Source organism: Saccharopolyspora sp. SCSIO 74807, from assembly GCF_037023755.1.
In the GTDB taxonomy this organism is placed as follows: Bacteria; Actinomycetota; Actinomycetes; order Mycobacteriales; family Pseudonocardiaceae; genus Saccharopolyspora_C; species Saccharopolyspora_C galaxeae.
This window is the reverse complement of sequence record NZ_CP146100.1, coordinates 1,880,388-1,903,393: the sequence shown is the minus strand read 5'-3', so window position 1 is coordinate 1,903,393 and position 23,006 is coordinate 1,880,388. Positions and strand designations below refer to the sequence as shown.

The following is a 23,006-nucleotide window of genomic DNA, read 5'->3' as shown; positions in this document are numbered from 1 at the left end:
TCCGCGCACTTTCCGGCGAACAGCGGATCAGACCGGGTCGTCGAGGTATCCGGACTTCGCCGCGGTGAGGAACGAATTCCACGCCGCTACCGGAACCACGAGCGGCGGGCCGGAGCGGTCCTTCGAGTCACGCACGCCTACGTGATCAGCGGATAACCGGACTTCCACGCAGTTGTCGCTCGCGGCAGCGCTGTAGCTGCTCTTGAACCAACCGCGGTATCGCACCTGGGACATGCTCATTCCTCCGAAATGCCTTCGATCAGCGCGAGGGATTCCGCCGTGTTCAGCGACGAACCGGTAAGCCTTTGAAAGGCCCGATGCAGCAGCTCCACGTCAGACTCTCCGTCGAAGTACATCGACGGACCGAAGGTCGCCGAGCAGAAGCCGACCGGAACGCCTCGGTCGCCGAAGTCGAACAGCGTGAAGCCGCCACCTCGGGCCGGGTTGCCGGAACCAGCGGGAAGCACCTGAAGTTGCAGCTGCGGGCGTTCCCGGACGAGACCGGCGAGATGTGCGAGCTGCCCGTTCCGGATCTTGACCGAACCGACCACTGCCCGCAGCGCTTCTTCCGTGACGATGAAGTGCATCTCCCTCGCCTCCGAAGATTCCAGGAACCGGGCTTGCCGTTCCAGCCGGGCCGCGGTTCGCTGCTCGACCTCATCGGCCGATGCCGTCCACCAGACACCGTCACCATCCGACATGACCGCGCGCACGTAATCCCGCGATTGGAGCAGGCCAGGAACGATCGATGCCTCGTAACTGCGTACCCGCAGCGCGCTGGCTTCCATGTCCGCGAAGCGCTGGAACGAGCGCGGCAGCACATCGGTATAAGGCCGCTTCGGCTGACGCTTCCGTGCTTCCGCAGCAAGGGCGAGCACGGTGGAACGTTCGTCGCTGCCGACCTCGTAGTAATCGAGCAGCGCCGCAAGATCGGTCGGAGCGATCGTGCTCTTGCCGTCTTCCAGTTCGGCGATGCGGGAGCGGACCTTGCCGAGGCGGTCAGCGGCCTCTTGTCGGGTCCGGCCGGAGTCGACGCGCAGTCGCCGCAGCGCAATGCCCAGTTGTCGACGTTCCAGAGTCTGTCGAACTCGGCCCATCAGCCGACCTCCTCGCGGGACAGCACGTCGTCATCCGATCACGGGATACCCAAGTCCGATATCTGACCAATAATCTTCAAGTCCGACATCGGATCTATAGCAACCGGGAGACTCATGGCCCTCTACGACTCATCGAAGGTGTCCGTGGAGTCCTTTGTGGACATGGCGGCGGACGTGGCGGTGCGGCAGGAGGTGGACGAGCTGAACGAAGTCGTCACGCTGTTCTTCGGCAGGGACGAGTTCATCCTGCTGCTCGGCCGGGAAGCGCTCGCCCGCATCGTCGAAGCCGGCTCGCACGCACTGGCCCGGTTCGCCGCCACCCCCGACTGATCTCGCCGAGCGAACGGACCGCTGGTCCCAATGGATCGGGCGAGCGGTCCGTTCACTGCTGGAGAAGCTGCTAAGCGGTGATCTCGCCGCGGGCGGCGCGCAGGGCGATGTCGGTGCGGTGGTGGGAGCCGGGCAGGTGGACCTCGGCGACCCGCCGGTACACCTCGGTGCGGGCCGACTCCAGGTCCTCGCCGGTCGCCACAACCGACAGCACCCGGCCACCGGCGGAGAGCACCGCGCCGTCCTCGCGCCGCCGCGTGCCGGAGTGCAGCACGCCGATGGCGTCGCCGCCGGTGAGCACGTCGTCCAGGCGCGGCCTGCCGGGGTAGCCCTCGGCGGCGAGCACGACCGTCACGGCCGTGCCCGGTTCCCACTCCAGCGGCGGCTGCTCGGCCAGCTCACCGCGGGCGACCGCGTCCAGCAGCCCTGCGAGCGGGGTGTGCAGCAGCGCGAGCACGGCCTGCGTCTCCGGGTCGCCGAAGCGGCAGTTGAACTCGATGACCTGTGGTCCGGCCGAAGTGAGCGCGAGCCCGGCGTAGAGCAGCCCGGAGAACGGCGTGCCGCGCTCGGCCAGCTCGTCGACCACCGGCTGCACGACCGTGCGGACCACGTCCGCGGCCAGTTCCGGCGGCGCCCACGGCAGCGGCGCGTAGGCGCCCATCCCGCCGGTGTTCGGCCCGGCGTCCTGGTCGCCGACCCGCTTGAAGTCCTGCGCGGGCAGCAGCGGCACCACGGTGGTGCCGTCGACCAGGCAGAACAGCGAGGCTTCCGGACCGTCCAGGAACGACTCCAGCAGCACCGGGTGCCCGTCGTCGAGCAGCGTGATCGCGTGCGCGCGGGCGGCGTCGAAATCGGAGGTGACCAGCACGCCCTTGCCGCCGGCCAGCCCGTCGTCCTTGACCACCCAGGTCGGGCCGAAGCGGGACAGCGCGGCGTCGAGCTTGGCCGGGTTGTCCACGGTCTCGCTGTGCGCGGTCGGCACGCCTGCCGCGTCCATGACGTCCTTGGCGAACGCCTTGGAACCTTCGATGCGGGCGGCCTGCTTGGACGGGCCGAAGCAGGCGATGCCCGCGGCGCGTACCGCATCGGCGGCACCGGCGACCAGCGGGGTTTCCGGGCCGAACACGACCAGGTCCGCGCCCCAGCCGGTGGCCAGCTCGGTCACCGACGCCGGGTCGGCGACGTCGACGGGGTAGGACTCGGCCAGCGCGGCGATGCCGGCGTTGCCGGGGGCGCAGGCCAGGGCGGTCACCGACGGGTCGCGGGACAGCGCGAGCACGATCGCGTGCTCCCGGCCGCCCGCGCCGATCACGAGGATTCGCACGTCCGGAAGCGTAGAACCTGCCGCGGCCGGGCGGTTCAGGACCCCGGCGGCCGGTGGCCCTCGCGACACCCGGTGTCTCCCGCTCGGTCACCTGCCTGCCGACTCGCCCGCTGCGCGCGCTGGGTATGCGTCCGGTGAAGAGCCGCGGGTGCGCGGCGTCCGACACGCGCCGACGCCGACCGATCGGGCTGGGCTGAGTCGAGTGATGGGGCCGTTCGCCCCGCTGGGCCGATGACGGGACCTGCACTCCGCTCGGGTTCGCCGAGGCGGCGTTCGGGGTGGTGTGGGCGCAGGGAGGCGGGGCGCGTGCGAACCTTCCGGGCGGCCGTGTCGCCGTCCCTTCACCTGGCGGTCGGCGCGACGTCGGGCATCGGTGCCCGGATCGTCGCTCGTGGCGGCGAAGGTCACCGTGCCCGAACCATTGGAGGTCTGATGCAGATCCGGACACGTGCCGTTGCCGTCGCGGTGATCAGCGCGGCCGCGTTGGCCACGCTCACGATCCCGGCTAGCGCTGAGCCCGCCGGCGGTCCCGGCACCGGCGAGGCCGAGGTCTTCGGCCACCGCGGCGCGTCCGGCTACCGCCCCGAGCACACGCTGGCCGCCTACGAGCTGGCCGCGCGGATGGGCGCCGACTACATCGAACCGGACCTGGTCAGCACCAAGGACGGCGTGCTGGTCTCGCGGCACGAGAACGAGATCAGCGGCACCACCGACGTCGCCGACCGCCCCGAGTTCGCCGACCGCAAGACCACGAAGGTCATCGACGGCGTCGAGCTGACCGGCTGGTTCACCGAGGACTTCACCCTCGCCGAGCTCAAGACGCTGCGCGCCAAGGAACGCATCCCGCAGCTGCGCCCGAACAACACGGCCTACGACGGCCAGTTCCAGGTCCCGACGTTCCAAGAGGTCATCGACCTGTCGAAGCGGCTGTCCAAGGAACTGCACCGGGACATCGGGGTGGCGCCGGAGACCAAGCACCCCAGCCACTTCCGCCGCATCGGGCTGCCGCTGGAGCCGGGCGTGGTGCGCGCGCTCGACGACAACGGGCTGAACCGGCCGGACGCGAGGGTGGTGGTGCAGTCCTTCGAGGTCGGCAACCTGCGCGAGCTGGATCGCTCGTTGCGCGTCGACCTCGTGCAGCTGATCAGCGACAGCGGCGCGCCGCAGGACTTCATCGAGGCCGGCGACCCGCGCACCTACGCGGACATGGTCGAACCCGGCGGGCTGCGGCAGATCGCCGAGTACGCCGACGTGCTCGGCCCGGACACCAAGGTCCTGCTGCCGGTCGACGAGAACGACCACCTCACGAAGCCGACGACGGTCACCGCCGACGCGCACGCCGCGGGGCTCGAAGTCGTGCCCTACACGGTGCGTGCGGAGAACGACTTCCTGCCCGCGGACCTGCGCTCCTCGGCCGACCCGGCGCAGCACGGCGACGTGTTCGGCTACTTCGGCCTGCTGCTGGACCAGGGCATCGACGGGATCTTCAGCGACTTCCCGGACCTGGCCGTGCAGGCGCGCGATGGAATCAACTGATCCGGGCACATCCGAGCGAATTTCCTCGACGTGTCCGATTCGACGCTGATTCGGCGATCAGCCCTTCCAGTTGTGCCACTTCGCGGACGAGTAAGGCACGACTTCCTTGTTGGCGTAATCGTTCTTGATCTGGTTCACGACGCCGGTTCCTTGGACTCCGTCGTAGACCGCGAGGAAGTCGCCGCCGTAGTCCTCGGTCTTGCCGTCCTTGGAGAACGTGATGTGGTAGCCCGCGTAGCCGGGAGCGGTGGTCGTCTTGCACTCGCCCGGCTTGGCGAAGTCGGTCGCGTGCGCACCGTCGTTCGTGACCGCCTTGGCATCGTAGCCGGAGCCTTCGTTGCAGACGGTGAGCTCGTTGTTCTCGCCCGCGCTCGCAACACCGGCCATGCCGGTGAACGCCAGCGCGCTCAACGCCAGACTCGCGCCCATCAAGCCGAGCACGGACGCGCGGCGACGCGGGCGGGACTGCGCATTCGTCGAATTCACAACATCTTCTCGCATGCCCCGAGCATCGCATCACGAGCGCGACGACGTACCCGGCCGGCGCACCGGCGGACGCCGTTTCAGGGAATTCCCCCGGTGCTTTCCGTCGACCTTTTCGGGTGTTCGACATTTCCGGTTTCAGGGAGATCCCGCACGAAGCCGGAATCGGGTCCGGGCCGAGCTGTACGGGGCCGGCCAGCAGTCCGCGGCGGGCCGGCACCATGCGCACACGCGCTCTCGAACCAGTACGCCTCCGCCGGGTGCGCCAGCGAACACGAATTCCTCGTCGACGGGATCTTCAGCGACTTCCCGGACCTGACCGTGCAGGCGCGCGAGGAGCGCGCCGCGGGCCGAGCCCGACCAGCGGCCCGACGGGCCAGGGCGATCAGCCGGTAGCCCTGACCCCGGTCACGCGCGGGCGGAAGAACCCGTTCGACGCAGGCACGAACAGCAGGACCAGACCGCCGAGCACGGCGACGACGTGCACCGCCCGCAGCGCCGCGAACGTCCAAGCCCACGCTCCCGAACCGTCCAGCCACGCGTCCGACCAGGCGACGCCCTGCGCAACGGCGAAGATCGGTTGCCCGATCATGCTCAACGTGCCGACGCCGCCGACCAGTACCGCCACGGCGAGCCGCACCGCCCGCTCACCGCGGCGCAACCGAAGGACCAGCAACAGCACCGCGGTGTAGACGAGCACTCGCATCAGAACCTGCACCGCGAGCCCGTCCGGTGGCAGCGCTCCGAGCGCGGCGCGGGCGACCTGCACCAGGGTCTCGCCGACGCCCGCCGCAACCGCGCACACCCACAGCGATATCGACCAGCGCACCGCCCTCGGCCGTGCGCCGTCCAGTCCGTAGTTCCGCTTCATCACCGCCCCCTCCACGCTCTTGCGCCCGGAGCAGACGCTATTCCGCGGCGGACGACCCGCTCGTCCGGAATCTCCCCGAACCGCCCACCGGGATCGCCCGGATCAAGAAGCGGGGGCGCGGATCAGTGGATCCGCCAGGGGGTGCGGTCGTAGTGCTCGTAGCTACCGGTGATGTCCACCCGGGTGCCCTCCTCGTAGACCTGGAACCCGTCGCCGTCCTTCTGCTGACCGTCGTCCTTGCGGAAGGTGAACTTGTAGTCGTCGCCGGCCGCGGCCTTGATGGCGGCGCTGCACTTGCCCGGCCCGACGAAGTCGCTGGCGTTCCCGCCGGGGACGAAGACCTTCACGTCGAAACCCGATCCCTTGTTGCAAACGACCAGGTCCTTGTCCGCCGCGGCGTTGGCGACGCCGGTGGTGGCGGTGAACGCGAGCGCGCTCATCGCCAGGCTCGCGCCCAGCAGTCCCAATGCGGAGCGGCGCGGGCGCGATCGCGGGGTGGCCGAGCGGCCGGTGTTGTTGATCTCCATGCTGTCATCTTGGCGGTGAATCCCTGTGCAGGGCACCGGCGTTCCACGCCGGCGCAGAATCACGAGGGATACCCCGCACAAGTGGTCGCGGACACACCGGCGCCGAACTTCCGGTGCCTGCGGGGAATTCGCCCGTCCGGCTCCGCCGCGCCGATTCGCGGCGGACGAGTCAGGAGGCCGGAGCCGGAGCACCGGCGAGCGGCCCGGCCGGCGCAGCCGCCACCTCGTTGAGCAGGCCGCGGCGGGCGAGCACCGGCCGCACGCCCTCGCCGAACCAGTACGCCTCCTCCAGGTGCGGGTAGCCGGAGAACACGAACTCCTCGACGCCGACCGCGTGGTACTCGGCCATCAGGTCCGCGACCTCCTCGTGGCTCCCGACCAGCGCGGTCCCGGCACCGCCGCGCAGCAGCCCGACGCCGGACCACAGGCCCGGATGCACCTCCAGCTTCCGCGCGTCGCCGTGCAGCACCCCGCCGTGCAGCTCGGCCATCCGGCGCTGCGCGGTGGACTCGGTCCTGGCGAACTTCGCCTGCGAGGCCGCGACCTCGGCCGGATCCATCTGCTCCAGGAACCGTTGCGCGGTGGCCCAGGCATCCGCCGAGGTGTCGCGGGTGATCGTGTGCGCGCGCAGCCCGAACCGCAGCGTGCGGCCCTCGGCGGCGGCCAGCTCGCGCAGCCGCGCGATCCGCTCGCCCACCTTCGCGGGCGGTTCGCCCCAGGTCAGGTGCACGTCGGCGCGCCGGGCCGCGATCGGCAGCGCGGCATCGGAGGAGCCGCCGAAGTACAGCGGCGGCTGCGGATCGGGCACGTCGAACGCCGTGGCGCCGCGCAGTTGGAAGTGCTCGCCGTCGAAGTCCGCGGGCTCGCCGGACCAGATCGCGCGCATCGCGGCCAGGAACTCGTCGGTGCGCTCGTAGCGCTTGTCGTGGTCCAGCCAGTCCCCGTAGCGGCGCTGCTCCACGGACTCGCCGCCGGTGACGATGTTCAGCAGCAGCCTGCCGCCGGAGACCCGCTGGTACGTCGTCGCCATCTGCGCCGCGAGCGTCGGAGTGAGCGAGCCGGGCCGGAAGGCGACCAGGAACTTGATGCGCTTGGTGCGCCCCAGCAGCGCGGCCGTGGTGACCCACGCGTCCTGGCACCAGCTGCCGGTCGGGGTGAGCATCCCGGTGAAGCCGAGGTGCTCGACGGCCTGCGCGACCTGCGCCAGGTAGTCGACATCCGGTTGCCTGGGCGTGTTCGCACCGGTGGCGGTGACGTGCGGACGGTCCACAATGGACCGCCCGTCGCCGTGGGTGGGCAGGAACCAGTGCAACGTGATGCTCATGGCGGCGTCCTCCCTGCGTTCGGAGATCAGGTCGACGAGCGGCGGCTCAGTGGAATGCGGCGAGCTGCGGCTGGAAGCGGGTGTCGACGTAGTCGGCGAACCGGAACGGGCGCGGGATCTCCTTGGCCTGCACGAACGCGTCCGCGAGTTGCTGCGAGGACCGGATCACCTCCGCGTCCAGCGGAATCGGCAGGTTCGGCCCCGCCTCGGTGGCCGGAGTCGTCACCTCGATCGGCAGTCCGGTGTCCTGCGCCCAGGCCCGCGCGCGTTCCGGCCGGTGCCGGTCCGAGAAGACCTGCGCCTTCGCCAGCCGCACCGCGAAGTCGGCCAGCGCGGTGTTGCGGGCCGGGTCGGCGAGCGCCGCGGTGCCCGCGATCAGGAAGTCGTAGCCGTTGGCGATGCCGGTGCCGTCGGTGAGCACCCGCGCGCCGGTTTCCAGCCGCACCTGCGAGAAGTACGGGTCCCAGATCGCCCAAGCGTCCACGTCGCCGCTGTTGAACGCGCCGAGCGCGTCGGCGGGTTGCAGGATCACCAGCTGCACGTCGTCCGGGCTCATGCCGATCTTGCGGAGGTTCAGCAGGACCTGGCCGTGCGCGGAACTGCCCCTGGCCACGGCGATCTTCTTGCCGCGCAGGTCCTCGACCCGCTGCAGCGGGGAGTCCTTGCGCACGACCAGCGCATCGCTGGTCACGTTGCCCCTGGACACCGAGATGGCCTTCACGTCGCGCTTCGCGGCCGCGGCGAACAGCGGCGGGGTGTTGCCGACGCCGCCCGCGTCGACGGCGTCCGCGGACACCGCCTCCAGCAGCGGAGGGCCGGAGGTGAACGTGGACCACTCGATGGCGTAAGGCGCGCGGTCCAGGCCCGCCGAGCGCAACAGGGACTGCGAATTGCCCTTCTGGTCGCCGACCCGCAGCCGCACCCTGCGGAGCTCTTCGGGTCCGACCCGGTCGGGCACCGGAACCGGTTCGTTTCCGCTCGGTGTGCTCGCGCACGCGGTGAGCGCGCCCGCGGAGGTGGTCAGTACGAGTGCGGACAGGAAGTCACGACGGCGCAAGGTCGTTCGCTTTCGTTCGGCGACGGCATCTCCCGGCGGTGCGGAACTGCTGGGCACCGGCCGGTGAGCGGGAACATGCGGCCGCCGAGCGGCGACCCTTCAACGCGGTCTTCGCCGGGAATCAGCGCATCCCGGCGCGAAGGATCAGCCGCGGTGACAGATCGCGCTGGCTTGGCGCCGGAGGTCGACGTGCAGGCGCCCGGTGAGGGCGGGGCGCTCGGACATGCGCGGAAGGTTCGCAGCAGCGCGATGGACCGTCAACGTGGTCCCAGCCAGTGATATCAAGCCGGAGTGAACGGAACTTTCGTCCCGCTAGATTGGTCAAACGGTCCGTTCACTCGGAAAGAAGTTGCGCGTCGGGGGCGACCGCGCGGCCCCGCGCGAGCACCAGCCGCTGCCGGTGCAGCGCGGCGAAGTCCGCCAGCGGATCGCCATCGAGCGCCAGCACGTCCGCCGCGCACCCGGGAGCGAGCCGACCGACCCCGGTCAGGCCGAGCGCCTGCGCCGCACCGGTGGTGGCCATGTCGAGCACCCGTTCCGCGCTCCAGCCGACCGCCTCGACGTAGTAGTTCAACGCGCCCGCGTAGTTGTCGAACACCGAGGTCGGCAGCCCGCCGTCGGTGCCGGGCACGAACCGCACGCCGAACTCGTCCATCCAACGCACCCGCTCGACCGCGGCTCGGGCACCCGCCTCGCCGGTGATCCGGGCGAAACCGGCCCAGTCCGGCGGGTAGGCGTGGCAGACGGTGATGCCGCGGCGGGCGATCTCGCGCGCGACGTCGTCGCGCAGGTCGGCTCCCTCGCCACCGGTGGCCTGCCACGAGCAGTGCTCCAGGGTGTCGACCCCGGCCTCGACCGCGGCCACGATCGCGTCGGTGCCGTGCGCGTGCGCGGCCACCGGAAGATCGAACTCGGCGGCCGTTTTGACCACCAGCGCCAGTTCGTCGCCGTCGAACTGGTTCTGCCAGGTGGGCGCCGATTCCCGGGTCATCTGGCCGCCGCTGGACATCACCTTGATCACGTCGGCGCCGAGCTCGGCGTTGCGGCGGATCCGGTCGCGGATCGCCTCCGGGCCGTCCACTTCGCCGCCGAAGAACCAGCAGTGCCCCTTCGGCGGAGTGAGCGGCGGGCCGGAACCGAGCAGGCGCGGACCGGTGATTTCCCCGCGGTCGATCGAATCGCGCACCCGCAGCACGAGCCCGCCGCGATCCCCCAGGTCCCGCAAGGTGGTGACCCCGGCGCGGAGGGCCTGCTGCGCGCGACCGGCGATGCCGAGCAGCAGCTGCTCGTCACCGGCCTCCTGATACCGGTCCAGCATTCCGAAACCGGCATCCCAAACCAGGTGCACGTGGCCGTTGATCAAGCCGGGCAGCACGGTGGCTGCGCTGTGCCGCACGGCTTCGGCACCGGCTTGCGCTTCGACCTCGGCGCGCGGGCCGACCGCGGTGATCGTGTCGTCGTCGACGAGCACCGCTCCGTCCGGGATCCGTTCCCCGGCCGGGCCTACCAGCACTTGACCTGCGGTGATGAGTCGCTGCACCGGAACCTCTCATTCCTGCTCGGGCATGGCCTGGGCGAGCCGGACGAGCTCGGCCACGTCGCTGTCCACCGTCGTGTTCGCGGCAGCCGGCGCGGCGACCAGCAGCGGCGCGTCCGAGGAGGGCGTGTGCCCGCGCTCGCGCAGCCGCAGGGCGCGGCGCACCGCGGCCGCCTGCTCGCCCGGTGGGTCCGCGCTGCTGTAACCGACGTCGCGCAGCCAGGGCGAAAGCTTCGAAAGCCCGTCCCGGCATTCCACCGACCGGCGCCAGTACTCCCGGTGCAGCTGGCCGGGGGAGAGCCGGTCGCGCCACAGCCTCCCGGGTTCGCGCCTGGCGTGGTCGTCCAGCGCGTCCTCCGGGAACGCCGCGTGCAACGGCTCCCACAGCGGCCGCAGGGCGTGGAACGCCCGCCGGTGGCGCAGCCGCACCCGCAGCGCCGCGCCGCGGGCCGCGATCCCCACGGCCAGCAGGCCCGCGATCCACAACGTCGCGCCGAGGTCGATCAGCACCGTCGCAACGTTGGTCACCGGGGCGGGCGCGGTCATCCCGAGTCCGCGCAAGCCGACGTAGAGGCCGCGGCACGCCGAGGCGACGCCGAACAGCACCATGCCCGCGGCGGCCATCCACAGTCCGATCCGCGCGCGCACGCTGGACTCGCGCCCGTAGCGGGCCGCCCACACCGCGGAGCAAGTGGCGGCGTAAGCGAAGTAGCCGACCGCGACGAGGTAGAACGCGACCACCTCGGGCCGCCCGAGCGCGGCGTCCTGCAACCGGCCGCTGCTCGGGTAGGCGCCTTCCTGCAACGGCGCGGGGGTGCGGGCCATCGCCACCGCCAGCACCGCGCACACCACCAAGACCACGGCGCTTTCCCACCACACCCGCGCAGGCAGCCGCTGCTTGTGCAGCCCGCTGTCGAACCGCGTTCCCGAAGCCGAGAGCAGGAAGAACACCATGACCGCGCAGAAGCCAACGGCCAGCGAGCAGTTCTGCACGACCTTGCCGAGCCCCGGCGTGATCAGCTCGGCGCTGAGCACGCGCAGCGCCGCGATCACGAACCCTTCGCCCAGCAGCATCGCCAGCAGCGCGATGACGATCACGCGCAGCCCGCGGTCCTGCGGACTGCGCACGAGCCGGTAGGCGAACCACGCGGTCAGCGCGAGTTCCAGGTAGTCGATGACCTTCACAGCCAGTCGACCCGATCGCCGAGGGCGCGCTGCACGCTGCGCGCCCGGTCGCTGGCCGACGGCAGCGCCACGCCGGATTGGGCAGCCGCGCTGCCGAGCAGCAGCGTCGCGATCGTCTCGGCCTCCCGCTCGATCCCGGTCGTGTAGGAGGTCCGGCGCAGCGCCCCGGCGCTGTCGTCCGGGTCGATCTCGCTGAGGTCGCGCACCGTCTTGAGCGGGTGCTTCGCCAGCACGTGCCCGAGTTCGTGGGCGATGACGTGCTCCTGGTGCAGCGCGGTCGCGACGGCTTGGTAAAGGATGTAGAACGCGCCGGGGTCGTCCGGATCGGGCGCGTAGCGGACGGTGAGCCCGAACGGGCCTGCCGCCGGGAGGTCGAACGGCGCGGCGACGATCGGCGCCTCCCAGATCTTCGAGATCCGCTCGCACACCTCGGTCATGCTGGTCGGGCTGTCGATCCGGGCGCGTCGCATGATCTGGCGCAGTTCGCGGCGCAGCCTGCTCTCCTCGCGCCTGCGCCGCCATCCGCTGGGCGAACCGTTGACCATCGTCCCTCCGCTCGCGCTCGTCCGGGGCCGGTGCCGAGCCCCCTGCTCAGCCGGATGAACCGCGCTGCTGGTGCAGGAACCGGATGAAGTCGGCGACCTGCTTGCGCTCCGGTTCCGGGAGCTCACCGGCCCGGTTGAGCAGGACCGGGAGCTCGTCGGGAACCCCTCGCCCGGAATCGCCGCGGCCGGTGAACGAGTCGGTCGTGGTGCCGAACAGGTCCGCGAGCGCGCGCACCAGGTCCCACGCGGGCGCGTGGTGCTTGTTCACCAGACCGGACAGGTGCTGGCGCGAGATCCGGTATCCGCGCTCGGTCAGCGCCGTGGCCACCGCGGGGATCGTCCACGGTTTGCCGCTGTCCTGAACTCCTGCGTCCATCAGCTCGCGCAGCCGCGCGGCGAACGCCTCGCGTGCGTCATCCGCCTCAGCCATCACGACGCCTCCCATCCGTACCCCCCGAGCTTGTGTCAAGCATGTACGACAGTACCGTCTTGAATGTTTGACACGCTAGGTGCCCGCACGTACGGTTCACACCGAGGCGCGTCAAAAATACCTGACGCGCTGCGGACGCCACAACGAGTCCGGATCCGGTGCGGGCCCCCGGAGCGACCTGGGGGTTTCCGGGGGCCCGCACCGCTGGGCGCCGGGAGGGGCGCCGCGCGACCGCGGCGGAGGCGTGCACGCCGGTCCGAGCCGGCGCGCGGAACTCAAGCCATGGTGTGCCGGACGATCGTGTGATCGCGGCCGGGACCGACGCCGATGGCGGACATCCGGGCCTCGGTGAGCTCTTCCAGCCGCAGCACGTAGTTCTGCGCGTTCACCGGCAGGTCCTCGAAGGTCCGCGCGTGGCTGATGTCCTCCCACCAGCCCGGCATCTCCTCGTAGACCGGCACCGCGTGGTGCACCCCGGTCTGCGTCATCGGCATCTCGGTGACCCGCTGCCCGTCCACGTCGTAGGCCACGCACACCGGGATCGTCTCCAGCCCGGAGAGCACGTCGAGCTTGGTCAGGAAGTAGTCGGTGATCCCGTTGACCCGCGTCGCGTAGCGCGCGATCACCGAGTCGAACCAGCCGGTGCGCCGCGAGCGGCCGGTGGTGACGCCGAACTCGCCGCCCTGCTTGCGCAGGTTCTCGCCGGCGTCGTCGGTGAGCTCGGTCGGGAACGGACCCGCGCCGACGCGGGTGGTGTAGGACTTCAGGATCCCGATCACCGCGGTGATCTTCGTCGGGCCGATGCCGGAACCGGCGCAGGCCCCGCCCGAGGTCGGGTTCGACGAGGTCACGAACGGGTAGGTGCCGTGGTCCACGTCCAGCAGCGTGCCCTGCGAACCCTCCAGCAGCACCGTCTCGCCGCGGTTGATCGCCTGGTTGACCAGCAGCTTGGTGTCCGCGATCCGGCCTGCGAAGCGCTCGGACTGCTCCAGCACCGTGTTCACGACCTCGTCCGGGTCCAGCGCGCGCCGGTTGTAGACCTTGACCAGCAGCTGGTTCTTGAACTCCAGCGCGGCCTCGACCTTCTGCCGCAGGATCTTCTCGTCCAGCAGGTCCTGCACGCGCACTCCGACGCGGGCGACCTTGTCCTGGTAGGCCGGGCCGATGCCGCGGCCGGTGGTGCCGATCTGCTTCTTGCCCAGGTAGCGCTCGGTGACGCGGTCGATCGCCACGTGGTACGGCATGATCATGTGCGCGTCGGCGGACAGCAGCAGCCGCGAGGTGTCCACGCCGCGCTGCTCCAGCCCTTCGAGCTCGTCGAGCAGCACGCCCGGGTCCACCACGACCCCGTTGCCGATCACGTTCGTCACGCCCGGGGTGAGGATGCCCGAGGGGATCAGGTGCAGCGCGTAGTCCTGACCGTCCGGCAGCACCACGGTGTGCCCGGCGTTGTTGCCGCCCTGGTACCGGACGACCCACTGCGCCTGCTCGCCGAGCAGGTCGGTCGCCTTGCCCTTGCCTTCGTCGCCCCACTGGGCTCCGATCAGCACGATCGCCGGCATGTGAAACTCCAACCTGACTGTGGGTGCGTACCGGGCGGTCCCCGCCTCGACGCGGCACCGATGCCGGTCGATCAGGATAAACCAGGAGCGGAACGTGAGTACGACTGCACTGTGCTGCGGAAACGCCGGGCACGCCACGCAATCGGCCGGTGACGGCGTGCAGTGGCAGCAGGTGCCCGAGATGCCCGGCCGGGCCGATGTCGATCCGCTGCTGCCGGACGGTCCGGGACGGGTCGTGGTGCGCGGCTCGGACGCCGACCTGGCGGCGGTCGTGCTGCGGTTGCTGCGCAAGAACCGGATCGCCGACCTGGCCGTGGGTTACGTGCCGGTGCGGAAGTCGCCGGCGACGAGGCTCTGGGGCCTGCCCGTGGGACCGGATGCGGTGCAGGTGGCGCTGCACGGAGCGGCTCGTCCGGTGCCGCTGGTGCGGGACGACTCCGGCGGACTGCTGATCGCCTCCGGGCTGATCGCCCCGATCACCGGACAGGTCTACTGCGACGACCAGCGGGTGCTCAACGGTCCGGCGGTGCGCCTGGAGGTCTCACCCGACCCGGCCGCCGAGCCGCTGGCGGAACCGACCTCCGACCCGATGTCGGCCATGCTCGAACCCGCCGCGGACGGGCTGCTGGTGACGACCGTGCGGCGCGGGCTGCTGCGGCAACGCCGCGAAACCACCAAGGCACGCGCGGTGCAGGCGGGCTTCCGGGACACGACCGTGCACCGCGACGGCGCCGAACATCCGCGGCCGGTCGGCAAGTGGGTCTGGTACCGGCACACCGAAGATCTGCAGCTCGCGCTGCGGGCGGCGCCGACCGGCAAAAGGTGAACATCGTGGCGCTTTCACGCCAAGTCACTCCATAGTCACTTTGCGGCATTGCCACGGCCACTTCGCTCCGTGAAGGTCAGGATCGACACCGCCGAGCAGCCTTGCGGAGGACTCGATGACCACGAAGCAATCCCTGCGCGCGGCGCTGACCGCGCTCCCGCTGGCCGGCGTGCTGACGCTGGGCCTGGCGACACCGGCGGGCGCCGAGCCGCCGGGCATCCCCGACCCGGCGACCGCGCAGGCCGAACTCGGCGAACTCGTCGTCGCCCCGGAAGGTTCGCTGGACGGCTACGACCGCGACAAGTTCCCGCACTGGAACGAGGGTTCCGACGGCTGCAGCACCCGCGAGGCGGTGCTCAAGCGGGACGGCGAGAACGTCGAGGTCGGCTCGGACTGCTACCCGACCTCGGGCACCTGGAACAGCCCGTACGACGGCGGATCCTGGACCAAACCGTCCGATTTGGACATCGACCACGTGGTGCCGCTGGCCGCGGCCTGGCGCTCCGGTGCCGCGCAGTGGTCCCAGGAGCAGCGCCAGGCGTTCGCCAACGACCTGGAGAGCCCGCAGCTGATCGCGGTCACCGACAACGTCAACCAGGAGAAGAGCGACCAGCCCCCGGACCAGTGGCTGCCGCCGGAGGCCGGCTACCACTGCACCTACGCGTCGATGTGGATCGGCTCGAAGCACAAGTACGAGCTGACCGTCACCGAGGCGGAGAAGGGCGCGCTGGAACAGGCGCTCGGCACCTGCTGAGCATCCCGGCGGCGGCGTTCCGCAGTGGACGCCGCCGCCGGCTCAGCTGTGCTCGCCCTCGCGGCGGGGGTGCAGCGGCGGCAGCGCCGAGATCGCTTCGGTGCGGGTGAGCCCGCTGGCCTGCAACAGGTCCACCGCGATGGATCGCACCTGCAACACCACGACCTGCATCGAGAAGTCGCCCTCGCCCAGCAGTTCCACCGATGACGCGCGGGCGACCGAACGCGCGGTCTCCCGCGCCTGCAACGGTTCCACCCCGCTGGCCAGCTCATCGCGCAGCAGCACGACCGAACCCGCCAGCTCCTCCAGCAGGCCCGGCAGCGGGTGCGGAACGGGCTCGCCATCGCGCAGCGCGGCCAGTGCGCGCCGCGCGAGCACGCGCGTGTTGCGCAGCGCCCGGTCGATCGGCGTGGCCGCCGACTCGTAGCGCTCCAGGTCGCCGCGGCGCCGCCAGCGGATCGGCGCGAACTTGGCGATCTCGCCGCCTGCCGTGAGCGCGGTGCGGAACTCGTCGACCAGCTTCTGGCTCTTGCGCGCCCCCGCCAGCGTGTCCGAAGCCAGGTCCGGGTCCCGGCGCGCGACCGCGCCCGCGACGCCGCGCAACCCGTCGGCCAGCGCGCCCAGCACCAGCCGCCCGTTGCGGTGCGCCACCGCGAGCGGGTTCGCGGGCAGCAGCACGGCGACGACGAAACCGACCATGCCGCCGATCGCGGCGTCGATCATCCGGGTCCACCCGCCCGCGCTCAGCGGCGGCAGCAACGTCGCCACCAGCACCGACGACGAGGCCGCCTGCATCACGATGACGCCGCCGCTGTCGGTGAGCACCGCCGTGCTCATCGCCAGCGCGACGACCAGCGCGATCTGCCACGGCCCGGTGCCGATCTGCGAGATCAGCACATCGCCGACGCCGATGCCGATGCTGACTCCGACCACCAGCTCCAGCGACCGCCGCATCCGCTGGCCCAGCGACACCCCCAGCGAGATCACCGCGGCGATCGGCGCGAAGAACGGCTGCGGATGCCCCGCCACGTGCTTGGCCAGCCACCAGGCGAGCCCGGCCGCGACCGCGCACTGCACGATCGGAGTGCCGGTGCGCAGCAGGCGGCGCAGCCGGCGGATCAGTTCCTGGCGAAGTCGATGCACGGGCGAGATTCTCCGTCACCCGAAAGCCGACCTGAAGTGATCAGGGCGCGCCGGATCGGCGGTTACTCGGACAGACCGGTCGCGTCGAGCGAGGCCGGGTCGCTGTCGAGGAGGAGTTGCCTGCAGCGGTCGTACTCGTCCTGCTCGCCGATCGAACCCGCCGCTTTGGCCAGCACCGCGACCGCGCGCAGCACGCCCTGGTTGGGGCGGTGCCGCCACGGCACCGGGCCGAAGCCCTTCCAGCCGGACTTGCGCAGCGCGTCCAGCCCGCGGTGGTAGCCGGTGCGGGCGTAGGCGTAGGCGGCGATCACTTCGCCCCGCTCCAGCGCGGCCTCCCCGAGCTGCGCCCACGCGGCGCTGCACGTGGGGTGCTCGGCGGCGACCTGGGCCGGGTCGTTCCCGGCGTCCAGCGCGGACTGCGCCTGAGAGTTCTCCGGCAGCAGCGTTTCCGGCGGTTCCAACAGGTTCGTCATGGCGCCATCCTGTCACCCGGCGCACGAACGCCGCCCCAGCCTCGGCCGGGGCGGCGTTTCGGATCAGCGAGCTGCTGCTCAGCCGGCCAGCATCCGGCCCGCGGACTTGAGCGTCTCGCAGCCGTTGGCGACGCGGGCGGCCATGGACTGCTCGGCGGCCTTGAGGTAGCTGCGCGGGTCGTAGACCTTCTTGTTGCCGACCTCGCCGTCGACCTTGAGCACGCCGTCGTAGTTCTTGAACATGTGCTCGGCGATCGGGCGGGTGAACGCGTACTGCGTGTCGGTGTCGATGTTCATCTTCACCACGCCGTAGGAGACCGCCTCGTGGATCTCCTCCAGCAGCGAACCGGAACCGCCGTGGAAGACCAGGTCGAACGGCTTCGAGCCGGCGGGCAGGCCCAGCTTCCGGGTGGCGACCTCCTGGCCCTGCTTGAGGATCTCCGGGCGCAGCTTCACGTTGCCCGGCTTGTAGACGCCGTGCACGTTGCCGAAGGTCGCGGCCAGCATGTAGCGGCCCTTCTCGCCGCCGCCGAGCGCGTCCACGGTGTGCTCGTAGTCGCCCGGCGCGGTGTAGAGCTTCTCGTTGATGTCGTTGCTGACACCGTCCTCCTCACCGCCGACGACACCGACCTCCAGCTCCAGCACGATCTTCGCCTTGGCCGCGTTGTCCAGCAGCTCGCTGGCGATCTGCAGGTTCTCGTGCAGCTCGATCGCGGAGCCGTCCCACATGTGCGACTGGAACAGCGGGTTCTCGCCGCGGGCGACGCGCTCCTGGCTGATCTGGATCAGCGGCCGGACGAAGCCGTCCAGCTTGTCCTTGGGGCAGTGGTCGGTGTGCAGCGCGATGTTCACCGGGTACTTCGCGGCCACCACGTGCGCGTACTCGGCGAGCGCGACGGACCCGGTGACCATGTCCTTGACCTTGGTGCCGGAGGCGAATTCCGAGCCGCCGGTGGAGACTTGGATGATGCCGTCGCTCTCGGCCTCCGCGAAGCCGCGCAGCGCCGCGTTGAGCGTCTCCGACGAGGTCACGTTGATCGCGGGGTAGGCGAACTCGCTCGCCTTGGCCCGGTCCAGCATCTCCGCGTAGACCTCGGGGGTGGCGATGGGCATCGGTCGTCCTCCTCGGGGTGGAGTGAATCTTGGCGGCGGGAGATGCGCCGAATCCTACGAGGGCGCGCTAGGTCCGCGCGGCCCTCTTTCAGACAGCGCTACCCGTTCGCGTCACAGTGAAAACAACTTGATCGGTCTGGTACTGCACCGTTGTCGGAATCCTCACACGAGCAGCGGTCCGGCCTGCCGATCGATCAAGAAACCCAGGCACCGGTGACGGTGTTCCACTCGCGGATGGTGGCCGAGGCCAGCGCGCCTTCCTTGAGGTACGGGTCCTCGTCGAGCAGGGCCTGCACTTCCGCGTCGTCGGCGGCCTCGTAGATGATCTGCGCGCCCCTGCCGTCCGCGTACGGGCCGCCGGCCAGCAGGATGCCCTTGTCCGCCAACGACTTCGAGTACTCCCGGTGCGCCGGGCGCACCGCGAGCCGGTGCTCCTCGTCGTCGCCGTAGACCATCTCGACCACGAACTTCGCCATTGCGGACCTCCCTGACTACTCCGGCGGCGCGGACCCTACCGCCCGTGGGACACGCGGGACCGCGAGCCGGGTAGCTTCATGGCCATGCTCGGGGATCATTCATCGGGGGTCGAACGCAGCGTCGAGAAGACCTTGGGCCATCTGCGCGCGATCGACACCTCGGCCACTGCGACCGACGGCCAGCCGCTCACCCTCGAAGACCTCTACCGCCAGCAGCGGATGCGCATGGTGCGCCTGGCGATCCTGCTCGTCGACGAACCCGCGACCGCCGAGGACGTCGTGCAGGAGGCGTTCACCGGCCTGTACCGCAACTGGTCCGGGCTGCGCGATGCGAACGCCGCGCTCGGCTACCTGCGCACCGCCGTGGTCAACGGCAGCCGGTCGGTGCTGCGGCGGCGCAAGACCGCGCGGGAGTACCAGCCGCCGCACCAGGCCGACGCGCGTTCCGCGGAGTCGCTGGCGATGCTCACCGCCGAGCACCAGTCGGTCGTCGCCGCGCTGTCCGGGCTGCCGCCGCGGCAGCGGGAAGTGCTCGTGCTGCGCTACTACGGCAACCTCTCGGAGGCCGAGATCGCCGAGGCCACCGGGGTCTCGAAGGGCACCGTGAAGTCCACCGCCAGCCGCGCGCTCGAAGCGCTGCAGAAGATCATGCGGACCGAGTGATCGCGGGCAACACCACATCGAGCTGGTGTAGACCACTCGCGCGCCCGTGGCGGAAGATGGACGGCACACCGTCCGCGGCGGTTCCGCCGCCGCTCCGCGCGGTGCGGCCCCGGTGAACCGGGTACGCCGGGCGCAGCGCAGAACGGAAAGTGGGTACGACCAGTGCACAGCGCGCACGACGACACCGGTGTCCGCACGATCGCCGCGAGCCGGATCGTCACGCCGCAGGGCGTGCTGGAACCCGGCTGGATCCGGCTCTCCGGTGCGAGCATCGCCGAACTCGGCAGCGGCACTCCGCCTGAGAGCACCGACCCCGGTGCGGGACCGGCGGACATCACCGACCTCGGTGCGGGCTGGCTGGTACCGGGCTTCGTCGACATCCACTGCCACGGCGGTGGCGGCGGCTCGTTCACCGGCGTGGAACTCGACCAGGCCGAGGCGGCGCTGGCCGCGCACCGCGCGCACGGCACGACGACCATGCTGGCCAGCCTGGTGTCCGCGCCGCTGGCCGACCTGACCAAGCAGATCTCGGCGCTGCGCGAACTCGTCGAGGACGGGCGGCTGGACGGGATCCACTTGGAGGGCCCGTTCCTGTCCGCGGCCCGCTGCGGCGCGCACGACCCGGCGGTGCTGCGCGCGCCGGACCAGCAGTCGGTGCGCAAGCTGCTCACCGCGGGCCGCGGCGCGGTGCGGATGGTGACGCTCGCCCCGGAGCTGGACGGCTCCGTCGAGGCGGTCCGCGAGCTGGCCGATGCGGACGTGATCGCCGCGATCGGGCACACCGACGCGGTCCGCGAAGACATCGTGCCCGCAGTGGAGGCAGGCGCGACCGTGGCCACGCACCTGTTCAACGGGATGCGCCCGCTGCACCACCGCGAACCGGGGCCGGTCGGCACGCTGCTGGCGGACGAGCGGGTGACCGTCGAGCTGATCTGCGACTTCGTGCACCTGCATCCCACGGTGGCCGGCCTGGCCGCGCGGCACGCGGGCGCGGGGCGGACGGTGCTGGTCACCGACGCGATCAGCGCGACCGACGCCGGGGACGGCACCTACGAGCTGGGCAAGCTGCCGGTCACGGTCTCCGGCGGCGAAGCCCGGCTGGCCGACGGTTCGCTCGCGGGCAGCACGCTGACCATGGACACGGCGTTGCGCAACCTGGTCACCGGCTGCGGCCTGTCCGTGCCGGAAGCGGTGGCCGCCGCCGCCACCCGGCCCGCCGAGCTGCTCGGCGCGGGCGACCGCGTGGGGGCGCTGCGCCCGGGACTGGCCGCGGACCTGGTGTTCCTGGACGAGGAGTTGACGCTGCGCCACGTGATGAAAGACGGCTCGTGGGTGAGCTGATCACCGCAGCGCCCGCGATGCGGCCACGGCCGAGCCGGACGCACCAGTGCGCGATCCTTCGTTGTCGCACTCTTTAACCTGGACTCATGGACAACCAGCCGGAGAACCCGGAGCGCGTGCTCTCGGCGGCATTGCGCGCCCAAGCGGCCGGTGGCGACCAACGGGAGCAGCCGCCGGCGCCCGCCCCGACGCCCACCGGGAAACCCGGGAAAACCGCCCGCCCCCGGCTGCCGATCGCGTCGGCGCTGGTGTTCGCCCTGCTGCTGGGGCTGGCCGCGGGAGCGATCCTCGCGTTCTTGTCCCTGCCGTGAGCCCGGTGGAGCCCCGCTGAACCGGATCCGCGCAGGTCACGTCGATGACCGGGCTGGGCACGCAGGCACACCGGGTACCGGTACCGTTGGCGGCCGTGACCACCGAACTCCCCGCGATGCTGCACGCCGCAGCCCCGGAGAACCTCGCGCTGCTGCCGTCCTGGCTGGACCCGGAGAACATCATCCGCTCGCTCGGACCGTTCGCACTGGTCGGCGTCTGCCTGATCATCTTCGCCGAGTGCGGCCTGCTCGTCGGCTTCTTCCTGCCCGGTGACTCGTTGCTGTTCGTGGCCGGCCTGTTCGTCGGCACCGGCGCCATCAGCACGCCGATCTGGCTGACCTGCCTGCTGCTTTCGCTGTGCGCCTTCATCGGCAACGTGACCGGTTACTGGATCGGCCGGAAAGTCGGCCCGGCGCTGTTCAACAAGCCGGACTCCAAGCTGTTCAAGAAGGAGCACGTGGACAAGACCCACGAGTTCTTCGAACGCTACGGCGCCCGCGCGATCATCCTCGCCCGGTTCGTGCCGATCGTGCGCACCTTCATCACCGCGGTCGCCGGCGTCGGCCAGATGGATCAGCGCAAGTTCTTCGCCTACTCCGCCATCGGCGCGGTGCTGTGGGCGGCGGGCATGACCGTGCTCGGGTTCTTCCTCGGCAACATCCCGTGGATCAAGGAGAACCTGGAGGCGATGGCGATCGTGATCGTGCTGATCTCGATCCTGCCGATCATCTTCGAGTACGTGCGCAACCGCCGCACCAAGGCCACCGACGCGGCCTGAGCCGTTGCCCGCCGAGCCTGGTCGTTACCAGGCTCGGTCCGGGTTCGCGTGTTGTGCGACCCAGGTGTGCATCGCGATCCCGGCAGCGACGCCCGCGTTGATCGAGCGGGTGGAACCGAACTGGGCGATGGACACGACGACGTCCGCGGTCCCGCGGGAGTCCTCGCGCAGCCCCGGCCCTTCCTGACCGAACAGCAGCAGGCAGCGCCGCGGCAGCGGGGTGCGCTCGATCGGGGTGGCACCGGGCGTGTTGTCCACGGCGACCACCGACAGCTGCTCGCGGGAGGCGAACTCGCGCAGCGCCGCCAGGTCCGGGTGGTGGTGGATGTGCTGGTACCGGTCGGTGACCATCGCGCCGCGCCGGTTCCAGCGGCGGCGGCCCACGATGTGCACCGCGCGGGCCGCGAACGCGTTGGCGGTGCGCACGACGGTTCCGATGTTGTGGTCGTGCTGGAAGTTCTCGATGGCCACGTGGAAGTCGTGCCTGCGGGTGTCGAGATCGGCGACGACGGCCTCGCGGCGCCAGTAGCGGTAGTGGTCGACGACGTTGCGGCGGTCGCCGCCTTCCAGCAGCTCCGGGTCGTAGCGGTCGTCCTGCGGCCACGGACCTTCCCACGGTCCGACGCCGACGCTGGTACCCCACTCGGTGGGGCCTACCTGGTCCTGGTCCTGCACTGTCCGGTCGGCTCCTCGTCAGGCCAGCCCGAGATCGGCCAGGCCCAGCAGCGAGCGGTACGGCACTCCCGCCGCTTCGATGGCTTCTTTCGCCCCGGTGGCGCGGTCCACCACGGTCGCCACCCCGGCGACCTCGGCGCCCTGTTCGCGCAGCGCATCGACAGCGGTGAGCACGCTGCCGCCGGTCGTAGAGGTGTCCTCCACCGCCAGCACCCGCTTGCCTGCGACGTCCGGGCCTTCGATGCGCCGCTGCATGCCGTGCGACTTGGCGTCCTTGCGGACGACGAAGGCGTCCAGCGGGTCGCCCCCGGCGTGCAGCATCGCGGCGGCGACCGGGTCCGCGCCCAGCGTCAGGCCGCCGACGGCGGTGTAGTCCCAGTCCGCGGTGAGCTCCCGCAACAGCGAGCCGATCAGCGGAGCAGCGGCGTGGTGCAGCGTGGCCCGGCGCAGGTCGACGTAGTAGTCGGCCTCCTTGCCGGAGGACAACGTGACCTTGCCGTGCACCACGGCGAGATCGGTGACGAGCCGGGCGAGTTCGGTGCGCTGCCGCTGGTCGAGCTGGTTCACGAACCGCCAGCATACGCACCGCGACGCACCCGCCCGGGCTGCCGGGTTCAAGTGCGGCAGGGTTCAAGTGCGGCAGG

General features: G+C 70.9%; 28 protein-coding genes. 8 read left to right on the top strand and 20 right to left on the bottom strand.

Annotation, left to right across the window (positions count from 1 at the left end; translation table 11 throughout):
- Nucleotides 1–27 precede the first annotated feature (27 nt).
- The gene (locus V1457_RS08520) at nucleotides 28–234 is read right to left on the bottom strand and encodes a DUF397 domain-containing protein (RefSeq protein WP_295139063.1); all 207 of its coding nucleotides are present in this window, start codon (nucleotides 232–234) and stop codon (nucleotides 28–30) included.
- A gap of 2 nt (nucleotides 235–236) precedes the next feature.
- A complete protein-coding gene (locus V1457_RS08515; RefSeq protein WP_338602196.1) occupies nucleotides 237–1,097 on the bottom strand; it encodes a helix-turn-helix transcriptional regulator in 861 nt (286 codons plus the stop codon).
- A gap of 114 nt (nucleotides 1,098–1,211) precedes the next feature.
- Here V1457_RS08515 and V1457_RS08510 point away from each other — a divergent pair, with 114 nt between their 5' ends.
- Complete coding sequence (locus tag V1457_RS08510; RefSeq protein ID WP_295139057.1) at nucleotides 1,212–1,427, top strand: hypothetical protein; 216 nt, start codon at nucleotides 1,212–1,214, stop codon at nucleotides 1,425–1,427.
- 70 nt (nucleotides 1,428–1,497) lie between these two features.
- Here V1457_RS08510 and purD read toward each other — a convergent pair whose 3' ends face one another.
- Nucleotides 1,498–2,751: a phosphoribosylamine--glycine ligase gene (purD, locus tag V1457_RS08505; RefSeq protein WP_338602190.1), complete on the bottom strand. Its 1,254-nt coding sequence runs from the start codon at nucleotides 2,749–2,751 to the stop codon at nucleotides 1,498–1,500.
- 432 nt (nucleotides 2,752–3,183) lie between these two features.
- Here purD and V1457_RS08500 point away from each other — a divergent pair, with 432 nt between their 5' ends.
- Nucleotides 3,184–4,287 carry a glycerophosphodiester phosphodiesterase gene (locus V1457_RS08500; protein ID WP_338602187.1) on the top strand — a complete coding sequence of 368 codons (1,104 nt, stop codon included), beginning with the start codon at nucleotides 3,184–3,186 and terminating at the stop codon, nucleotides 4,285–4,287.
- Between the two features lie 57 nt (nucleotides 4,288–4,344).
- Here V1457_RS08500 and V1457_RS08495 read toward each other — a convergent pair whose 3' ends face one another.
- The 11 genes from V1457_RS08495 to V1457_RS08445 form a co-directional block, all read right to left on the bottom strand.
- On the bottom strand, nucleotides 4,345–4,773 hold the full coding sequence (locus tag V1457_RS08495) for a hypothetical protein (RefSeq protein ID WP_295149409.1): 429 nt from the start codon (nucleotides 4,771–4,773) through the stop codon (nucleotides 4,345–4,347).
- A 382-nt stretch (nucleotides 4,774–5,155) separates the two neighbouring features.
- The gene (locus tag V1457_RS08490) at nucleotides 5,156–5,641 is read right to left on the bottom strand and encodes a hypothetical protein (protein WP_338602183.1); all 486 of its coding nucleotides are present in this window, start codon (nucleotides 5,639–5,641) and stop codon (nucleotides 5,156–5,158) included.
- A gap of 122 nt (nucleotides 5,642–5,763) precedes the next feature.
- Nucleotides 5,764–6,168 (bottom strand): hypothetical protein, encoded by a 405-nt coding sequence (locus V1457_RS08485; protein WP_295149401.1) that lies wholly within the window; start codon nucleotides 6,166–6,168, stop codon nucleotides 5,764–5,766.
- 169 nt (nucleotides 6,169–6,337) lie between these two features.
- Complete coding sequence (locus tag V1457_RS08480; RefSeq protein WP_338602178.1) at nucleotides 6,338–7,492, bottom strand: LLM class flavin-dependent oxidoreductase; 1,155 nt, start codon at nucleotides 7,490–7,492, stop codon at nucleotides 6,338–6,340.
- 46 nt (nucleotides 7,493–7,538) lie between these two features.
- The gene (locus tag V1457_RS08475; protein ID WP_338602175.1) at nucleotides 7,539–8,549 is read right to left on the bottom strand and encodes an ABC transporter substrate-binding protein; all 1,011 of its coding nucleotides are present in this window, start codon (nucleotides 8,547–8,549) and stop codon (nucleotides 7,539–7,541) included.
- Between the two features lie 144 nt (nucleotides 8,550–8,693).
- A complete protein-coding gene (locus V1457_RS30565) occupies nucleotides 8,694–8,774 on the bottom strand; it encodes a putative leader peptide (RefSeq protein WP_367269018.1) in 81 nt (26 codons plus the stop codon).
- A 109-nt stretch (nucleotides 8,775–8,883) separates the two neighbouring features.
- On the bottom strand, nucleotides 8,884–10,089 hold the full coding sequence (locus tag V1457_RS08465) for an amidohydrolase family protein (RefSeq protein WP_338602172.1): 1,206 nt from the start codon (nucleotides 10,087–10,089) through the stop codon (nucleotides 8,884–8,886).
- 9 nt (nucleotides 10,090–10,098) lie between these two features.
- The gene (locus V1457_RS08460) at nucleotides 10,099–11,271 is read right to left on the bottom strand and encodes an MAB_1171c family putative transporter (RefSeq protein ID WP_200068763.1); all 1,173 of its coding nucleotides are present in this window, start codon (nucleotides 11,269–11,271) and stop codon (nucleotides 10,099–10,101) included.
- The gene (locus V1457_RS08455; protein ID WP_233626915.1) at nucleotides 11,268–11,816 is read right to left on the bottom strand and encodes a hypothetical protein; all 549 of its coding nucleotides are present in this window, start codon (nucleotides 11,814–11,816) and stop codon (nucleotides 11,268–11,270) included. The genes V1457_RS08460 and V1457_RS08455 overlap by 4 nt, the downstream gene beginning before the upstream one ends.
- Nucleotides 11,817–11,862: 46 nt before the next feature.
- Complete coding sequence (locus V1457_RS08450) at nucleotides 11,863–12,246, bottom strand: hypothetical protein (protein ID WP_200068762.1); 384 nt, start codon at nucleotides 12,244–12,246, stop codon at nucleotides 11,863–11,865.
- 275 nt (nucleotides 12,247–12,521) lie between these two features.
- Nucleotides 12,522–13,808, bottom strand: a complete 1,287-nt coding sequence (locus V1457_RS08445) for an adenylosuccinate synthase (RefSeq protein ID WP_200068761.1) — start codon at nucleotides 13,806–13,808, stop codon at nucleotides 12,522–12,524.
- A gap of 94 nt (nucleotides 13,809–13,902) precedes the next feature.
- Between V1457_RS08445 and V1457_RS08440 the strand changes: the two genes are divergently transcribed.
- On the top strand, nucleotides 13,903–14,634 hold the full coding sequence (locus V1457_RS08440; protein WP_307849903.1) for a hypothetical protein: 732 nt from the start codon (nucleotides 13,903–13,905) through the stop codon (nucleotides 14,632–14,634).
- A 115-nt stretch (nucleotides 14,635–14,749) separates the two neighbouring features.
- Nucleotides 14,750–15,388, top strand: a complete 639-nt coding sequence (locus tag V1457_RS08435; RefSeq protein ID WP_200068760.1) for an HNH endonuclease family protein — start codon at nucleotides 14,750–14,752, stop codon at nucleotides 15,386–15,388.
- A gap of 42 nt (nucleotides 15,389–15,430) precedes the next feature.
- Here V1457_RS08435 and V1457_RS08430 read toward each other — a convergent pair whose 3' ends face one another.
- The 4 genes from V1457_RS08430 to V1457_RS08415 all read right to left on the bottom strand — a co-directional run bounded on the left by V1457_RS08430 (nucleotide 15,431) and on the right by V1457_RS08415 (nucleotide 18,593).
- Nucleotides 15,431–16,531, bottom strand: a complete 1,101-nt coding sequence (locus tag V1457_RS08430) for an FUSC family protein (RefSeq protein WP_307849902.1) — start codon at nucleotides 16,529–16,531, stop codon at nucleotides 15,431–15,433.
- Between the two features lie 62 nt (nucleotides 16,532–16,593).
- Nucleotides 16,594–17,004 carry a DUF3151 domain-containing protein gene (locus tag V1457_RS08425; RefSeq protein WP_338602158.1) on the bottom strand — a complete coding sequence of 137 codons (411 nt, stop codon included), beginning with the start codon at nucleotides 17,002–17,004 and terminating at the stop codon, nucleotides 16,594–16,596.
- Between the two features lie 78 nt (nucleotides 17,005–17,082).
- Nucleotides 17,083–18,117, bottom strand: a complete 1,035-nt coding sequence (gene fbaA, locus V1457_RS08420) for a class II fructose-bisphosphate aldolase (protein WP_200068758.1) — start codon at nucleotides 18,115–18,117, stop codon at nucleotides 17,083–17,085.
- A 194-nt stretch (nucleotides 18,118–18,311) separates the two neighbouring features.
- Nucleotides 18,312–18,593, bottom strand: coding sequence for a YciI family protein (locus V1457_RS08415; RefSeq protein ID WP_200068757.1), 282 nt, complete (start codon nucleotides 18,591–18,593; stop codon nucleotides 18,312–18,314).
- An 84-nt stretch (nucleotides 18,594–18,677) separates the two neighbouring features.
- Between V1457_RS08415 and V1457_RS08410 the strand changes: the two genes are divergently transcribed.
- The 4 genes from V1457_RS08410 (at nucleotide 18,678) to V1457_RS08395 (ending at nucleotide 21,687) form a co-directional block, all read left to right on the top strand.
- On the top strand, nucleotides 18,678–19,256 hold the full coding sequence (locus V1457_RS08410) for a SigE family RNA polymerase sigma factor (RefSeq protein ID WP_374220912.1): 579 nt from the start codon (nucleotides 18,678–18,680) through the stop codon (nucleotides 19,254–19,256).
- A gap of 162 nt (nucleotides 19,257–19,418) precedes the next feature.
- Complete coding sequence (nagA, locus tag V1457_RS08405) at nucleotides 19,419–20,597, top strand: N-acetylglucosamine-6-phosphate deacetylase (protein ID WP_338602150.1); 1,179 nt, start codon at nucleotides 19,419–19,421, stop codon at nucleotides 20,595–20,597.
- A gap of 86 nt (nucleotides 20,598–20,683) precedes the next feature.
- A complete protein-coding gene (locus V1457_RS08400) occupies nucleotides 20,684–20,908 on the top strand; it encodes a hypothetical protein (RefSeq protein ID WP_200068754.1) in 225 nt (74 codons plus the stop codon).
- A gap of 116 nt (nucleotides 20,909–21,024) precedes the next feature.
- Nucleotides 21,025–21,687, top strand: a complete 663-nt coding sequence (locus V1457_RS08395; RefSeq protein ID WP_200069331.1) for a DedA family protein — start codon at nucleotides 21,025–21,027, stop codon at nucleotides 21,685–21,687.
- Between the two features lie 24 nt (nucleotides 21,688–21,711).
- On the opposite strand, the gene V1457_RS08390 is transcribed toward V1457_RS08395, so the two are convergent.
- Both V1457_RS08390 and pyrE read right to left on the bottom strand, forming a co-directional pair.
- On the bottom strand, nucleotides 21,712–22,362 hold the full coding sequence (locus tag V1457_RS08390; protein WP_200068753.1) for an RNA methyltransferase: 651 nt from the start codon (nucleotides 22,360–22,362) through the stop codon (nucleotides 21,712–21,714).
- An 18-nt stretch (nucleotides 22,363–22,380) separates the two neighbouring features.
- Nucleotides 22,381–22,929: an orotate phosphoribosyltransferase gene (gene pyrE, locus V1457_RS08385; RefSeq protein WP_200068752.1), complete on the bottom strand. Its 549-nt coding sequence runs from the start codon at nucleotides 22,927–22,929 to the stop codon at nucleotides 22,381–22,383.
- Between the last annotated feature and the right edge of the window lie 77 nt (nucleotides 22,930–23,006).